Source organism: Streptosporangium sp. NPDC000509 (genome assembly GCF_042898365.1).
Lineage (GTDB): Bacteria > Actinomycetota > Actinomycetes > Streptosporangiales > Streptosporangiaceae > Streptosporangium.
Window position 1 is genome coordinate 82,364 of sequence record NZ_JBIAYX010000009.1, and the last position, 14,579, is coordinate 96,942.

Here is a 14,579-nt window from a genome sequence, read left to right on the forward strand (position 1 = left end):
GTCACGTCCGCTCCTCGATGACGGCCAGCACCGCCCCCGCCTCGACCTGGCGGCCGGGCGCCACGTTCACCGCCGCCACCGTACCCGGCGCGGGCGCGGCGATCCGATGCTCCATCTTCATCGCCTCGAGCACCACGACCACCCGCCCCGCCCCGACGGTCTCGCCGACCTCGACGTCGACCCGCAGCACCGTACCCGGCATGGGCGCCACCAGGGAGCCGGGCAGCACGTGTTCCACCGGTTCCGGCAGGCGGGCCAGCGGGGTGAGCCGTACGGAACCGAGGGGGGAGTCCACGTGCGTCACGTCGTCGTAGCGGGCGACGGCGAATCGGTGCCGCACGCCCGAGGTCTCCAGCACCACGAGCGAGGGCGTCGCGCCGATCAGGACCGTATCGGGAAACCCGTCGGCGCGCAGGCCGTCCCTGGTGATCCGGTAGGAGATCTCCGCCTCCGCGAAGGAGGTGCGCTGCGGCTGCGACACCACGTTGCGCCACCCGCTCGGCAGCCCGGCCTGCACGGTCGCCGTCGCCCGGTTCGCCGCCGCCCCCGCGAGCGCGGCGGCGAGGGCGGACGGGCGCACGACCCCGTGGGCGTCTCGGCCGGACCCGGTGAGCCCGTGCTCCTCCAGGAATCCGGTGTGGGTCTCTCCGGCGAGAAAGGCCGGATGACGCAGGACCTCGACCAGCAGGTCCCGGTTGGTGACCGGACCGTGGATCCTCGCGCCCGCCAGCGCGGTGGCGAGCCTGCGCACGGCGTCGGTGCGGCTCGCACCGTAGGAGACGATTTTGGCGAGCATCGGGTCATAGTGGACGCCGATCTCCGAGCCGTCCTCGACCCCGGAGTCCAGTCGCAGGCCGTGGCGCCCACCCGGCGGGGACGCGAAGCGGGAGTCCACTCCGAAGACCTCGAAGCGGTGCAGGACGCCGCTCTGCGGAAGCCAGTCGCGGGCCGGGTCCTCGGCGTAGAGACGCACCTCGACGGCGTGCCCGGACGGCTCGGGCGGCGACGCGGGGAGCCGGGCGCCCTCGGCGATCCGCAACTGCCACTCGACGAGGTCGACGCCGTACACGCACTCGGTCACCGGGTGCTCCACCTGCAGGCGGGTGTTCATCTCCAGGAAGGCGACCGTTTCCTCCCTGACGAGGAACTCGACGGTCCCGGCGCCGACGTACCCGATGGCCCGCGCGGCGGTGACCGCCGCGTCGAGGAGCCGCGCCCGCATCGCGGGGGAGAGTGCCGGGGACGGAGTCTCCTCGACCACCTTCTGATGCCGCCGCTGGATCGAGCACTCCCGCTCGCCCAGCGCCCACACCGTCCCGTGCCCGTCGGCCAGGATCTGCACCTCGATGTGCCGGGCGCCCTCCAGCAGGGGCTCGACGAACACCGTGCCGTCCCCGAACGCCGACGCGGCCTCCCCGCGCGCCGACTCGACCGCCTCCGGCAGGTCCTCGGCGCGTCGCACGACGCGCATCCCGCGCCCGCCGCCACCGGCCGACGCCTTCACCAGCAGGGGGAAGGCCCCTTCGGAGATCGGTCCACCCATCCGGGAGAACATGGCCTCCACGTCGTCTGTGGAGTGACCGGGTCCCGCGACGAAGCCCGTCAGCACCGGGACCCCCGCCTGGGCCATCAGCGCCTTGGCCTCGATCTTGGAGCCCATCGCGGCGACGGCCTCGGCCGGAGGACCGACCCAGGTGAGCCCGGCCTCGGTCACGGCCCGCGCGAAGGCGGCGTTCTCCGACAGGAAGCCGTAGCCGGGGTGGACCGCGTCGGCCCCCGCCAGGCGGGCCGCCTCGACGATCCTCTCCACCGCGAGGTAGGTGTCGGCGGGCCTGACACCGGCGAGCCGTACGGCATGGTCGGCCTCGGCCACGTGCGGCGCGTCCGCGTCGGCGTCGGAGAAGACCGCGACGGTCTCGACACCGAGGTCGCGGCAGGTGCGGAAGACGCGGCGGGCGATCTCACCGCGGTTGGCGACGAGCAGGCGGCGGATCGGCGCGGCGCCGGTCATGGGCGTGGTCACGGTCACATCCGGAACATGGGCGTGGTCATGGGCGTGGTCACGGTCACATCCGGAACATGGGCGTGGTCATGGGCGTGGTCACGGTCACATCCGGAACATGGGCGTGGTCATGGGCATGGGCGTGGTCACGATCACATCCGGAAGACGCCGAAGCCCGAGGGCCGCGGGGCGGTGGTGTTGCCGGCCGCCGCGCCGTGGAAGGCGGCGTCGCCGGTGTCGCCGACGGCGGCGTTGCCGATGGCGGACAGGCACAGGCCGAGGACCGTCCGGGTGTCGCGGGGGTCGATCACGCCGTCGTCGTAGAGGCGGCCCGACAGGAAGAACGGCAGTGACTCGGCCTCGATCTGCGCCTCGACCAGCTGTCGCATCGCCGCGTCGCCCTCCTCGTCGTAGACCTGCCCTCGCGCCTGCGCGGCGGCCCGGCCGACGATGGACAGCACCCCGGCGAGCTGGGCGGGACCCATCACGGCCGACTTGGCACTGGGCCAGGCGAACAGGAAGCGGGGATCGTAGGCCCTGCCGCACATCCCGTAGTTGCCCGCGCCGTAGGAGGCGCCCATCACGATCGTGATGTGCGGGACGGACGAGTTGGACACCGCGTTGATCATCATCGCGCCGTGCTTGATGATGCCGCCCTGCTCGTAGTCCTTGCCGACCATGTAGCCGGTGGTGTTCTGCAGGAAGACCAGCGGGACGCGGACCTGGTTGGCGAGCTGGATGAACTGCGCCGCCTTCTGCGCCTCCTCGCTGAACAGCACGCCGCGGGCGTTGGCCAGGATCCCGATCGGATGGCCGTGCAGGCGGGCCCACCCGGTCACCAGGCTCCCGCCGTACAGGGGCTTGAACTCGTCGAACTCGCTGCCGTCCACCACCCGCGCGATCACCTCGCGCGGGTCGAACGGGATCTTCAGGTCCTCCGGCACGATGCCCAGCAGTTCGTCCTCGTCGTACAGCGGGTCACGCACGACGCCGGGGGAGCGGCCGGGCCGACGCCGGTTCAGGCTTCTGACGATTCGCCGTCCGATCCGCAACGCGTCGTGCTCGTCGGCGGCGAGGTAGTCGGCCAGGCCGCTGACGCGGGCGTGCATCTCGGCGCCGCCCAGCGACTCGTCGTCGGACTCCTCCCCGGTGGCCATCTTGACCAGCGGCGGCCCGCCGAGGAAGACCTTCGCGCCCTCCTTGACCATGACCACGTGGTCGCTCATCCCCGGCACGTACGCCCCACCGGCCGTGGAGTTGCCGAAGACCAGGGCGATCGTGGGAATCCCGGCCGCCGATAGGCGGGTCAGGTCGCGGAAGATCCGGCCACCGGGGATGAAGATCTCCTTCTGGGTCGGCAGGTCGGCGCCGCCGGACTCCACCAGGTTGATCAGCGGCAGCCGGTTCTCGAAGGCGATGTCGGCCGCCCTGAGCGTCTTGCGCAGCGTCCACGGGTTGGACGAGCCGCCCCGCACGGTCGGGTCGTTGGCGACGATCACGCACTCGACGCCCTCGACCACCCCGATCCCGGTGACCACACTCGCCCCCACCGGGAAGTCGCTGCCCCAGGCCGCGAGCGGTGAGAGCTCCAGGAACGCCGAGTCGGGGTCGACGAGCAGCTCGATCCGCTCCCTGGCGAGGAGCTTGCCTCGCGCGCGGTGCCGGTCGACGTACTTTCCGCCGCCGCCCGCCACGGCCTTGGCATGCTCGGCGTCGAGTTCCGCCAGCTTGGCGAGCATCGCCTCGCGCCGCGCCCGGTAGTCGTCACCCGTGGTGTCCAGGCGGCTCATGACTCCGCTCCCTCGCTTGACACGGACGTCATATCCGCGCCCCTGATCACGCCAAGTAAGGTAGCCCACAACCGGTGCCCCCGCCAGGGACGGTGTTCACGCCCGAAGGGCGTTACGCCCGGTAGTTCTTGCCCGGGGGCATACCGGGGATCGGCTTGGCGATGAGGGCGACGGGGATGAAGAAGCAGATCTGGCCGATCGCGAGGATGAGCGTCCAGAGCGCCTTGTCGTCGTAGTGGGCCGACGCTCTGGCGTACAACTCGTCGGGGACGCGCTCCCCGGACGGGTTCGGGGTGAGGACGGCCTCCACGAGTTCCAGCGCGACCCGTTCGGCGTCGGTGAAGTAGAGGGCGTCCCGCCATGACGCCACGGCGGTGATGCGCTCCTCCGTTTCACCGGCCTTGCGGAGATTGTCGGTTTGCCGGATCGCGTGGTAGGTGCTGCCGACGATCTGCCCGGCGCGGAGCTGTACCAGGCCGACGGTGATCTGCGGAATCGCGCCGTTCTGGACGGCCTTGATCATGGCTCCGGCGATCGACATCACCTCGGGGAAGAACTGGGAGGGATCGGGCAGACGCGACCTGAGGTCGTCCTGCTCGGTACTCCTGGGGGTGGACGTCACGATGTCTTCCTCTCGATGTCAGCGGTGTTTCCGAAGCTCACGCCCCGGCGGTGGGCCGTCCTCGACCCCGTGGAGGACGGCCCGCCTTCCGAGGTGAGACTTCCGACGGTGACCCGCGTCCCGGGTTGGGATGCGGAGTTCTTCAGCGTTCTTCAGCGTTCTTCAGCGTTCTTCAGCGGTCTCCCGCGTGCTGGACGGTGTCCGGGAACTCCGACGACACAACCGCCGAGAATGTGAGGCGACGCGACCGGCCTCACAGTTCGGCGCGCTGTCTCGTCGATCCGGTGAGCGCAGCCACACCAGCAACCACACCGAGGGAGCCGACGACGCCATGACCGTCCCGCCCGAGCCAGGAGACGACCGGACCGACCCGAGCCTGAGCGCGGTCACGAGCGAGCGGCGTCAGCTGATCAATCTCGCCTACCGGCTCCTCGGTTCCCTGGCCGACGCCGAGGACGTCGTGCAGGAGACCTACGCCCGCTGGTACGCCATGTCGCGGCGACAGCGGGAGGCCATCGAGTCGCCCGGCGCCTGGCTGACGACGGTCGCCGGCCGCGTCTGCCTCGACCTGCTCGGTTCGGCACGTGCCCGGCGGGAGCGCTACGTGGGCGAATGGATCCCCGAGCCGCTGCCGGACCGTACGGAGCTGCTCGGCGGGCGACCGGGCGGCACCGTGACTGATCTGACCGACCCCGCCGATCGGGTCACTCTCGACGAGTCGGTCAACATGGCCTTCCTCGTCGTGCTCGAATCGATGACCCCGGCCGAGCGCGTCGCGTTCGTCCTGCACGACGTCTTCCGCTACTCCTTCGCCGAGGTGGCCGAGATCGTCGGCCGTACCCCGGCGGCCTGCCGCCAGCTGGCATCCTCGGCCCGCCGCCGTATCCGCGCCTCACAGGTCCCCGCGACCCCGGCGGCCCGGCGCGCCGACGTCGTCAGGGACTTCAAGCGGGCGTGGGAGGCCAAGGACATCGACGCTCTCATCGGACTTCTCGACCCCAAGGTGACGATGGTCTCCGACGGGGGCGGCGTCGTCAGCGCCCTGCTCCGCCCGATCGAGGGCGGCGAGCAGATCGCGCGCTACGCGATGGCGATCGCCGACCTGGCGCCCGGGATGACGATCCTGGAGCGAACGGTCAACGGTCAGCCCGGTCTGGTCGCTCAGCGGGACGGCGTCACCGAGGCGGTGATGGCGTTCGAGGTCGCGGGTGATCGGGTCACCCGGATCTGGGCCGTACGCAACCCCGAGAAGCTCCGGCCCTGGACGACGGCATAGAAGGCACGCCGTCGTCGCCGTCTTCCTCCGCCCCGCAGCCGTCAAGGAGTCATCCGTGTTCTTGCGTGTCGTGATCGCTCTGCAAACCCTGGTCGTCTTCACCGCGCCGATCACCGCGGGCCTGTTGCTGTCCTCGCCCGGCGGACGGGCGCTGCACAGCGCTTCGGCGTACAGCGTGTTCACCGTGGCGGTGGTGCACCTGGCCACCGCGATCCTGCTGTGGCGTCCGGGCGGCGGCTCACCCAAGCCCATCCTGTACGCGGCCGTGTTCCTGGGACTCACGCTGGCGCAGGTGGCGCTGGGCATCGCGGGGATGACGACCCTGCACCTCCCGTTGGGGGTGCTGCTGTTCGGGATGAGCGTCCTTCACCTCAGCCGCATCCTGACCGGCCAACGCACTCCGGTATAGCTGATTCGGCCACTCTCCAATGCCCCCAGCTGGAGAAATGGCAAATCACGACAATTCGCACGGTGTTGTGAAGTTTCCTTCCCTCTTGTCCGGTTTGCTGCTTTCTAATACTGTTCGCCGTGAATTCATCCTTTCCTGGCCGGGGCTCTCCCCAGAGTCACCCCCCGTCCCCTGTCTGGAGTTGAAATGCGGTTTCGCACGACGACGTGCAGAAAATCCCCCTATGGGAAGGTGCTAGGTGTAGCGGTCCTCGTATCGGCCGTGCTCGCCCTGACACCGACCTCCTCGGCGCAAGCCGGTCCAGTCGGCGACAAGTGCAGCACCGACCCCACCGCCCACGCGGCCGACGTGCCGAGTCCCGAGCAGTTCTTCGGCTTTCCGCTGGGCCAGGGACAACCCAGGATCCTCACGACAGAAGAGATCAACAATTACCTGAAGGCCGTGGGAAGCGCCTCCAAGCGCGTGGTCACGGGAACGATGGCGCACAGCGTCTCCGGCCAGGAACTGCCCTATGCCATCGTGTCGGACCAGCACCACATGGTTCCCGGCCAGCTGAAGAAGATCGCCGATCAGGTCGGTTCGCTGCGTGACCCGCGCTCGCTGAAGGCCGACAAGGCGGCGCGGATCGCCAAGGACTCTCCCGCCATCGTCTGGATCGCGGGCAACGTGCACGGCGGCGAGAAGAGCGGCGCGGACGCCGCGCTCAGGACCCTGTACGAACTCGCGAGCGGCCTGTCCTGCGACGTCGCCAAGCGCAACGACAACCTCGTCACCATCATCGTGCCGACCCAGAACCCGGACGGCCGCGACGCGAACCGCCGCCAGAACGAGTACGGCTTCGACCTGAACCGGGACTGGTTCGCCCGCACCCAGCCGGAGACCGACGGCAAGATCGAAATGCTGCGGAAATATCCGCCGCAGGTCTTCGTCGACGCGCACGAGATGGGTGGCAGGCAGTACTTCTTCCCGCCCAACGCCGACCCGATCCACCACGAGATCGCCGACCAGCCGGTGAACTGGATCAACCGCATCGGAGCGGCGAACGGCGAGGGCTTCGGCTACAACGGCGCCTGCCGCCCCGGCGTCACCACCGAGTGCTACTTCAACTACTCGACGTACGACCTGTTCTACATGGGCTACGGCGACACCGTGCCGGCCGCGGGCTTCGGCGCCGCCGGCATGACGTACGAGAAGGGCAGCGCCTCGGCCGTGCAGGACCGGGTGCAGCAGCAGTTCAACACCCAGTGGGCGACGATCGGCTGGGCCTCCGACAACAAGCGCGAGGTCCTCGACGGCTACTACTCGATATGGCGGACCGCGATCGCCGAAGGGGCCGCCGGCACCCTTCAGCCGAACGAGGTCGTCCAGCCGACCAACACGGTCCAGTTCCCGGTGCCCGACATCAAGATCCGTTCGTACTTCCTGCTGCCCGACCGGCAGATCGGCGACGTGCGTCGGCTGGTCGAGCGGCTGCGCGACATGGACGTCGAGGTCTACCGGCTGAAGAACCCGGTCAAGGTACCCAGCGCCCAGATCCTCGGCGGCCGGAGTGCCGCCAACCTCACGGTTCCCAAGGGCGCCTACTGGATCCCGATGAACCAGCCGCAGAAGCACTGGATCCAGGCGCTCATCGGCGAGAACCCCTACGCCCCGTTCCCGTACTTCTACGACGTCTCCTCGTGGAGCAACCCGCTGCTGATGGGGGTCGACACGATCTACACCGGGGACGAGCTGTCACCCAAGGCGGACCTGGTCAAGGACATCGAGGGCGGGATCGCGTCCTCGGCTCCGCCGAAGGGCTCCTACTCCTACCCGCTGGACTCGGCCGCGGCCTCCGAGCTCACCTTCAAGCTGCTCGCCTCGGGCGTGCCGCTCTCGCGTGACCTGACGAGCGGTGTGGTCAGCCTGCCCGCGGGCGCGCTCACCCCGAACACGCTGGACAAGCTCGCCAAGTCGCTCGGCGTCACCGTCACGGGCGGTTCGGCGGCGCCCTCCGGCAGCCCGCTGCGCACTCCGGACGTCGGCCTGTTCGCCGGAACCGGCATCAGCACGACCTCCGGGTCGTACGGCGAGGCCCGCTACGTGCTCGGCAACCGCTGGGGCCTGGACCTCAAGCCGGTGACCACGGCCGACATCAACGACAACACCCCGGCCTTCACCGAGCGGACCGTCGTGCTCGTTCCCGACGGGAGCAACTCCACGGGCGGTCTGACCGCCACGGGCCAGGCCAACCTCAAGCAGTGGGTGGCCGCGGGCGGCACCTACATCGGACTGCGCAACGAGGGCACCCGGGTCGCCCGTGCCGCAGGTCTGACCTCCACGACCGAGAAGCCCAAGCCGACCGGCTACCAGGTCATCGGATCGCACTTCCGGGTGGACGTGGCGAACGACAACCCGGTGGCGCTCGGCCGTCCCCTGGAGGATTTCCAGTTCAACAACGGTGACCCCATCCTGAACCCGAGCACCACCGGCAGGAACGTCCTCACCTACCCGTCCGACGGCAGGTTCTGGTCCAACGGCTACACGGTGGGGGCCGACGCGCTCAAGGGCACGGCCGCCATCGTCGACGAGCCGACCGGCGCCGGACGCGCCGTCCTCTTCGCCTACAACCCGCTGTTCAGGGCGTACAACGAGAACGGTATCCACCTCGTCGCGAACGCCCTGCTGTACCAGGGGGGAACGCCCGCCGCCCAGCAGCGGACCCTGAGTGCGGAGCCCTCGCGCAGCGCCGCGGAGCAGGCGGAGGAACTGCCCAACCTGGGCGGGGAGTGGCGGCCGATCACCATCGAGGTGGCCGACGCCGACCTCGCGCGGGCACAGGCGGTCATCGAGAAGTACACCGACACGGCACAGACGGCGTCCGCCGCGGGCTCGACGTACATCACGATCCCCAACCCCGACGGTCTGACGGCCGACGAGCACCCGTACGTCCGCGACCTGATCCGTGATCTGGACGGCGCGGGCATTCCGCTCCGCTCCGTCGTCGCCTGATCCCGGTATCCGTCTCATAGAGCACAGCGGGCCCGGCCGGATTCGTCCGGCCGGGCCCGCCGTCGTGCGTCCGTGTAAGTAAGGAAGGCCGACGCGCCAAGATGTCTGCCCGATGGGGCGCATGTTCCACCGGAGCAGGGGAAGCGGCAGACGCATGGATGAGAAAGACGAAGCGTCGAAGGCCGCCACCGGACTCTCCATGGGCATCGCCGTCGGCGTCGCCATCGGCGCCGCCCTGGGAGTCGCGCTCGGCAACCTGGCCATGGGCATGGGTATCGGTATCGCCGTCGGCGCCGGTTTGGGAGTGGCCTTCACGACCGGCAAGAAGAACAACAACAAGGGATGAACGACCAGCGCGTACGCCACGTGAGGGAAACCACGGCCCCTCGGACTGGCTGACGCCTGAGATGACAGGTCGCGCGGCGGCCCGGTCTTGGCAGAGAGACGGCGCCGCCGACGCGGGTCGGCTGTAGCGGCCTCTCGCCGTGGCCGACGCCAAGTACAAGGCCGAGAAACCCAAGGACTCCCCGGGAGGCCGACCTCTACCAGATGCTCGCCTACTGCACGGCGCTCAACCTCCCGGAAGGCCACCTCATCTACGCCAAGGGCAATGCCCCGCACGTGGCCCACTGTGTCCGGCACGCCCGCATCACCATCCACCAGCACGCCCTCGACCTCGACCAGCCACCGGCCGGGCTACTCACCGAAGTGAAAGCCCTGGCCCGGCGACTGGTCACGGTCATGCCCGTATAGCCGGTGCCCGTCAGCCGAACTCGCCGTTCCTGATTCCGCTGATGAAGGCGGTCCACTCCGAGGTGGTGAAGATCAGGCTCGGTTTGTCGGGGGTCTTCGAATCACGTACCGCGACGATGCCGGGAAGGTTGCGGGCGACTTCCACGCAGTTGTTGTTGTCGCCTTGGCTGAGGGTGCTCTTGTGCCATTCGGCGCCAGATAGATCCATCGGTGCCTCACAACCGGTCGATTAGGCTGATTGTCGCTATGCCGGTACAGCGGGCCTGTTAGGCGAAGTCGCCGTTCCTGACACCGCTGATGAACGCAGACCACTCGCCCGAGGTGAACTTCAGGACGGGGCCGCTAGGGTCTTTGGAGTCCCGTACGGCCTGGCCCCCGCCCGGGAGCGCCGCGACCTCGATACAGTTCTGCCCCTCTGCCGAGCTGAGGGAAGATTTGCGCCAGGTGAGATCGGACTGGGTAAGCTCCATGAGTTTCATCCCTACTTGAGGTTTTTGGCCAGATTTTCAATGTATGTCACCGATGCGTCCGCGCTTAGTGCTGACGCGCGGAGGTAGCCGTAGCTTTTCCGATAGTGGGACACATCCTCCGGCTTCTCCAGAAAGAGATCACCGGCCGCGCCGACCTCCACGTAGATGATGCTCGGGTCCTCGGATGCTTGGTAGTCAAGGATCGTGAAACCACCGGTCATCGAGGTATGCGCACCAACCGCGTCCTGGAGCACTTGGATACCGACATTCCGACGTTCGGCCATCCGGCACAGTTTGTGGAGCTGGTCGCGCATCACAGCGATACCGCCGACCTGTTTGCGGAGCGCGGCCTCGTCGATCACCGCCCAGAAGGTTGGCGGGTCTTCACGATCTAGGATTCGCTGACGGGCCAGGCGCGCCTCGGTCAGGCGCTCGGTGTCGCAAGTCTTCATCACCTGCCCGCCCTTGAAGATCGCTGTAGCGTAATCCGCGGTCTGGAGCAGGCCGGGGATCAGCATCGCCTCGAAGGTTTGGATCTCCGTGGCTTCCCATTCCAGGCCGACAAGTGCCCCACCGAGGATGTCCTTGAACTCCTCCTCCCACCAGCCACGTCGACGGCTCTCCCGCGCGAGAGAGATCATGGCTTGCCGTTTTGCTTCGTCCGTAACGCCATAGATGTCGAGTAGATCCATAACGTCGTTGATGGTTGGGCGGCGCCACTCGTCCCGTTCGATTCGGGTCACTTTGCTGGGTTGCCAACCAAGCTTCCGTGCGGCCTCTTTGGAATCGAGCCCAGCTGCCTCGCGGAATTGGCGTAAAGCGTTGGATAGACGCCTTCGCCTAACTGTTGGACTGTATGCCACGTTTCGTCTTCTCCTTTGTGTGTTTCGCGGCAATTCGTACATAGCGCGCACATGGGTATTGCTGTTTTTGGGTATTGCCACGCTAGGGTATTCAAGGCCATCATGATGGTAGTCGCTGCCGCTACGGAGAGTTGATGTTATGGCACTAAAAGTTAGCTAGATGGGCCGACTTGGGAGCTTTTGGGTTAGCCCAGCAGGTGAGTGAGTGGCCGGAGCCAGGCGTCAAAGGGTTTGCTTTCGCTGCATATGTCGCAGATTGGCGTGCTCGCATCTGCTCAATGAGTGATCGGTAAGCAGCAATACCGATACGAGTATTGGCGTCCTCGGGCGTGGTGACGCAACCACCAGCCCGAGGACTGGATCAAGAAATCGGAGTCCCCTGATCTATGAAGAACCCTAACGCTGTTCCTCCGCGTCCCATAAGGGGCGACAACAAAACGCGGGAGGCATGCTGGGATCTGCCCGCCGATCCCGAAGCGGTCGGTAAGGCGCGTGGCCTCGTGCGGGAGGTCCTCGCCGCCTGGGAGATGTCCTCCGTGGAGGAGAACGTGACCATGGTGGTGTCCGAGCTGGTGAGCAACGCGATCCTGCACGGCAAGGCGCCGATCACCCTCGCCCTGTACCGGTACGGGCGGGTCGTGCGTGGGGAGGTCACCGACCACAGCGCTGTGTGGCCGAACCCGGTCCCGGCCGGTCCGGAGGAGGAGCACGGTCGCGGGCTGGCGATCGTCACGGCCTACGCCGACCGGTGGGGCGTCGTACCGGCGTCGGGGGGCAGGCCGGCGGACGGCAAGACCGTCTGGTTCGTCTGCGCGGAGTGGAGGTCTCGGTGAGTGGTCCGCTGCCCATCGTGGATCTGTCGGACGGGGTGCGCCTGTGTGCGGGGTGCGGCACCCACATCGTCACGCTGGCCGCCGCGGTACGCCTGATCTGGGCCGACGTCACCGACGACGTGATCCCGGCCGAGGCCGTCGAGCAGATCACCGCGCCGGTCGCCGACATCTGGGTCGACGTGCTGTGCAACCCGTCCTGCCCGCCGGGCGAACCCCGAGCTGCACCGTGACTGACCTGTCGTCCCTGTAACGGCAACACCACCCAATGGCGTTCTGTCACCGCGACCTCAGCGGCCCACACCGCGGCTACAAGGCGGCGTGGGCCGGTCCCCTCTGGCAAACGTCGATATCGGCGAACGGCTACGCCCAACGGCGAAGGGCGTCGACCGTCGTTTCCGGTGAGGTGTTGAAGCAGAACCGGATCCCGGGTGTCGTCTCCACCAGCACGTTGATCAGCCGTTCGAACAGAGGGGTGTGCTCGGGTGCCATCCGTACACCTGCTCCGATCATGACCAGATCGAAGGCGCCCTCGGACAGCCGTTCACGGACCGTCCTCTCCGCCGCGTCCGGATCGGTGCCGATCAGGCACGGCACCGCATCGAAACCCGCCGCCCGCAGAGCCGCGTCCCCCTGTTCGATGCGTGCGGTGAGCGTCGCCTCGTCGAGTCCGGGATACCGGGTGTAGTCGATCACGTTCGGATGTAGCCCGATCGTCAGGATCGTCGCCATCTCGCTCCTACCAGGGGACGGGGCCGTTGCGGTCGAAGAAGCCTCCGGTGGGCCCGTCAGGGGCCAACGTGGCCAACTTGATGATCGCATCGGCCCCCTCCTCGACGGTGTGGACACCGGTGTGATGGTTCATGTCGGTGGCGGGGTTGCCCGGATCGGCGGCGTTGACCTTGAACTCGGGCAGCGCTCGGGCGTACTGGGACACGATCATGTTGAGCGCCGCCTTCGACGAGGCGTAGTCCAGGGCGAGGAAGCCGGACTCGGGGCGGGTGGGATCGCCGGCGTGTGTCAGCGAGGCGAGACCGCTGGACACCATGACGACCCGAGGTCGTTCCGACCTGCGCAGCAACGGCAGGAACGCGTGGGTGACCCGTACCTGGCCGAACACGTTGACCTCGTACAACTCCCGTAGCGCGTCGGCGCGCATCTCGGCCGGGTCCAGCAACGGGCCACCGACCCCGGCGTTGTTGACCAGCACATCCAGATGACCCACGCGCCCTGCGACGGTTTTCACGGCCGTCGCCACGGACTCGTCCGAGGTCACGTCGAGTTCGACGAACTCGACGTCGAGCCCTTCGGCCGCCAGCGTGTCCGCGGCGCGCATGCCGCGTTCCCGGTCCCGGGCACTCAGCAGGACCAGCCATCCGCTCCCGGCGAGGCGGCGCGCGATCTCCCGGCCCAGCCCCTTGTTCGCTCCGGTGACCAACGCCACCGTCTTCATGTCTGTCATGAGGGCGATCGTCGAGGCACGCGTCCGGGCACGCCAGGGCCGCCGGGGCATGGGACCGGCGGTACCACCCGGCCCTCGCGGTCCGTGCGGCATCATCGAGGAGTGGACCGCGCCGAACTCGCCGAAGTACTCCGCACAGCCCGAGCCCGTGTGCGACCGCAGGACGTCGGGCTGCCGTCGGGAACGCGCCGTCAGGTGCCGGGCCTGCGCCGGGAGGAAGTGGCCCTGCTCGCGAACCTGAGCGTCGATTACGTGGTCCGCCTTGAGCAGGGGCGCGGGCCACGGCCTTCGAGGCAGGTCGTCACCGCGCTGGCCCAGGCCCTGCGGCTCGACGACGACGACCGCGACCTGGTGTTCCGGCTCGCCGGTCATGAGCCGCCTCAGACCGGACGCGTCGCGACGGTCATACGACCGAGTGTGTTCCGGCTGCTGGACCGCATGGCGGACCTGCCCGTGATGGTGCTGTCGGCCAAGGGAGACGTGCTGGCCTGGAACCCCCTCGCGGCGGCGCTTCAGGGCGACATGTCCGCGTGGCCGCAGCGGCGAAGGAACCTTATCTGGCAACGTTTTCTCGGCAGTAGTCGCTGCCAGGTCGCCGCGGGCCCCGGCGAGGACGACGCGGCCGCCCGTGCCTCGGTCGGCACGCTGCGTGCCGCCCAGGCCCGGTATCCCAATGACCCCGAACTGGCGCGAATGATCGCAGAGCTGCGTCGTGGCAGCCCGCGGTTCGACGAGCTGTGGCGGGAGGGACGGTCCTCCTCCTGGCGTACCGCGACCAAGAGCATCGCCCACCCCTTGCTGGGGACCGTCACGCTCGACTGTGACACTCTCCTGCTTCCTGACAGCGACCAGACCGTGCTCGTGTACTCGGCCGAGCCGGGAACCCCCGAGGCCACGGCGCTCGACCTGCTGCGGGTGACCGGACTGCAGCATTTCTGAGGCGTGGCCCTGTCGTATGTCGGCCGAGGTGCGCGCCGTGGCAGGGGATAGGGCTTCTCCCGAAGCGGGCGACCTACCCGCACACCCCGGGCAGGGTTTGACCTGGCCTTCGGGATCGAAGTCTCCCGGGGACTCCTCGGATGTGGCCCCGGCGCGATCTCGTACCTCGGCG

Annotated in this window: 16 protein-coding genes; 8 read left to right on the forward strand and 8 right to left on the reverse strand. The window is 68.4% G+C overall.

All coding sequences use genetic code 11. The features are described 5' to 3' along the window. Window position 1 precedes the first annotated feature (1 nt). The 3 genes from ACFY3D_RS17810 to ACFY3D_RS17820 form a co-directional block, all read right to left on the reverse strand. A complete protein-coding gene (locus ACFY3D_RS17810) occupies window positions 2–2,011 on the reverse strand; it encodes an acetyl/propionyl/methylcrotonyl-CoA carboxylase subunit alpha (protein ID WP_389980970.1) in 2,010 nt (669 codons plus the stop codon). 143 nt (window positions 2,012–2,154) lie between these two features. Continuing rightward, complete coding sequence (locus tag ACFY3D_RS17815) at window positions 2,155–3,792, reverse strand: acyl-CoA carboxylase subunit beta (protein ID WP_389980599.1); 1,638 nt, start codon at window positions 3,790–3,792, stop codon at window positions 2,155–2,157. 112 nt (window positions 3,793–3,904) lie between these two features. Beyond that, window positions 3,905–4,414 (reverse strand): carboxymuconolactone decarboxylase family protein, encoded by a 510-nt coding sequence (locus ACFY3D_RS17820; RefSeq protein WP_389980601.1) that lies wholly within the window; start codon window positions 4,412–4,414, stop codon window positions 3,905–3,907. 331 nt (window positions 4,415–4,745) lie between these two features. On the opposite strand from ACFY3D_RS17820, the gene sigJ reads away from it, so the two are divergent. The 5 genes from sigJ to ACFY3D_RS17845 all read left to right on the forward strand — a co-directional run bounded on the left by sigJ (window position 4,746) and on the right by ACFY3D_RS17845 (window position 9,843). After that, window positions 4,746–5,690: an RNA polymerase sigma factor SigJ gene (gene sigJ / locus ACFY3D_RS17825; protein WP_389980603.1), complete on the forward strand. Its 945-nt coding sequence runs from the start codon at window positions 4,746–4,748 to the stop codon at window positions 5,688–5,690. 55 nt (window positions 5,691–5,745) lie between these two features. Next, complete coding sequence (locus tag ACFY3D_RS17830; protein ID WP_389980605.1) at window positions 5,746–6,099, forward strand: hypothetical protein; 354 nt, start codon at window positions 5,746–5,748, stop codon at window positions 6,097–6,099. A 231-nt stretch (window positions 6,100–6,330) separates the two neighbouring features. Beyond that, window positions 6,331–9,090, forward strand: coding sequence for a M14 family zinc carboxypeptidase (locus ACFY3D_RS17835; RefSeq protein ID WP_389980607.1), 2,760 nt, complete (start codon window positions 6,331–6,333; stop codon window positions 9,088–9,090). Window positions 9,091–9,244: 154 nt separating this feature from the next. Then, the gene (locus ACFY3D_RS17840) at window positions 9,245–9,436 is read left to right on the forward strand and encodes a hypothetical protein (protein WP_362512176.1); all 192 of its coding nucleotides are present in this window, start codon (window positions 9,245–9,247) and stop codon (window positions 9,434–9,436) included. A gap of 203 nt (window positions 9,437–9,639) precedes the next feature. Continuing rightward, complete coding sequence (locus tag ACFY3D_RS17845; protein WP_389980608.1) at window positions 9,640–9,843, forward strand: hypothetical protein; 204 nt, start codon at window positions 9,640–9,642, stop codon at window positions 9,841–9,843. 10 nt (window positions 9,844–9,853) lie between these two features. On the opposite strand, the gene ACFY3D_RS17850 is transcribed toward ACFY3D_RS17845, so the two are convergent. Genes ACFY3D_RS17850 through ACFY3D_RS17860 form a run of 3 tightly spaced genes read right to left on the reverse strand, consistent with a single transcriptional unit; the run spans window position 9,854 to window position 11,218 of the window. Next, window positions 9,854–10,051 (reverse strand): DUF397 domain-containing protein, encoded by a 198-nt coding sequence (locus ACFY3D_RS17850; protein WP_389980610.1) that lies wholly within the window; start codon window positions 10,049–10,051, stop codon window positions 9,854–9,856. Between the two features lie 58 nt (window positions 10,052–10,109). Beyond that, the gene (locus ACFY3D_RS17855; protein ID WP_389980612.1) at window positions 10,110–10,322 is read right to left on the reverse strand and encodes a DUF397 domain-containing protein; all 213 of its coding nucleotides are present in this window, start codon (window positions 10,320–10,322) and stop codon (window positions 10,110–10,112) included. 2 nt (window positions 10,323–10,324) lie between these two features. Then, on the reverse strand, window positions 10,325–11,218 hold the full coding sequence (locus tag ACFY3D_RS17860) for a helix-turn-helix domain-containing protein (RefSeq protein WP_389980972.1): 894 nt from the start codon (window positions 11,216–11,218) through the stop codon (window positions 10,325–10,327). Window positions 11,219–11,562: 344 nt separating this feature from the next. On the opposite strand from ACFY3D_RS17860, the gene ACFY3D_RS17865 reads away from it, so the two are divergent. Beyond that, window positions 11,563–12,009: an ATP-binding protein gene (locus ACFY3D_RS17865; protein WP_389980614.1), complete on the forward strand. Its 447-nt coding sequence runs from the start codon at window positions 11,563–11,565 to the stop codon at window positions 12,007–12,009. Beyond that, complete coding sequence (locus ACFY3D_RS17870) at window positions 12,006–12,239, forward strand: hypothetical protein (protein ID WP_389980616.1); 234 nt, start codon at window positions 12,006–12,008, stop codon at window positions 12,237–12,239. The genes ACFY3D_RS17865 and ACFY3D_RS17870 overlap by 4 nt, the downstream gene beginning before the upstream one ends. Before the next feature lie 130 nt (window positions 12,240–12,369). On the opposite strand, the gene ACFY3D_RS17875 is transcribed toward ACFY3D_RS17870, so the two are convergent. Together ACFY3D_RS17875 and ACFY3D_RS17880 are read right to left on the reverse strand one after the other, a co-directional pair. Beyond that, a complete protein-coding gene (locus ACFY3D_RS17875) occupies window positions 12,370–12,738 on the reverse strand; it encodes a hypothetical protein (protein ID WP_389980618.1) in 369 nt (122 codons plus the stop codon). A gap of 7 nt (window positions 12,739–12,745) precedes the next feature. Continuing rightward, the gene (locus ACFY3D_RS17880) at window positions 12,746–13,468 is read right to left on the reverse strand and encodes an SDR family oxidoreductase (protein ID WP_389980620.1); all 723 of its coding nucleotides are present in this window, start codon (window positions 13,466–13,468) and stop codon (window positions 12,746–12,748) included. Between the two features lie 102 nt (window positions 13,469–13,570). Between ACFY3D_RS17880 and ACFY3D_RS17885 the strand changes: the two genes are divergently transcribed. Next, on the forward strand, window positions 13,571–14,407 hold the full coding sequence (locus tag ACFY3D_RS17885; RefSeq protein WP_389980622.1) for a helix-turn-helix transcriptional regulator: 837 nt from the start codon (window positions 13,571–13,573) through the stop codon (window positions 14,405–14,407). Window positions 14,408–14,579 lie beyond the last annotated feature (172 nt).

Coding starts and splice junctions, on each gene's coding strand:
- ACFY3D_RS17815 (WP_389980599.1), bottom strand. CDS start 3,792: ATGAGCCGCCTGGACACCACGGGTGACGACTACCGGGCGCGGCGCGAG.
- ACFY3D_RS17840 (WP_362512176.1), top strand. CDS start 9,245: ATGGATGAGAAAGACGAAGCGTCGAAGGCCGCCACCGGACTCTCCATG.
- ACFY3D_RS17865 (WP_389980614.1), top strand. CDS start 11,563: ATGAAGAACCCTAACGCTGTTCCTCCGCGTCCCATAAGGGGCGACAAC.
- ACFY3D_RS17860 (WP_389980972.1), bottom strand. CDS start 11,218: ATGTACGAATTGCCGCGAAACACACAAAGGAGAAGACGAAACGTGGCA.
- ACFY3D_RS17875 (WP_389980618.1), bottom strand. CDS start 12,738: ATGGCGACGATCCTGACGATCGGGCTACATCCGAACGTGATCGACTAC.
- ACFY3D_RS17810 (WP_389980970.1), bottom strand. CDS start 2,011: ATGACCGGCGCCGCGCCGATCCGCCGCCTGCTCGTCGCCAACCGCGGT.
- ACFY3D_RS17855 (WP_389980612.1), bottom strand. CDS start 10,322: ATGAAACTCATGGAGCTTACCCAGTCCGATCTCACCTGGCGCAAATCT.
- ACFY3D_RS17845 (WP_389980608.1), top strand. CDS start 9,640: ATGCTCGCCTACTGCACGGCGCTCAACCTCCCGGAAGGCCACCTCATC.
- ACFY3D_RS17850 (WP_389980610.1), bottom strand. CDS start 10,051: ATGGATCTATCTGGCGCCGAATGGCACAAGAGCACCCTCAGCCAAGGC.
- ACFY3D_RS17880 (WP_389980620.1), bottom strand. CDS start 13,468: ATGACAGACATGAAGACGGTGGCGTTGGTCACCGGAGCGAACAAGGGG.
- sigJ (WP_389980603.1), top strand. CDS start 4,746: ATGACCGTCCCGCCCGAGCCAGGAGACGACCGGACCGACCCGAGCCTG.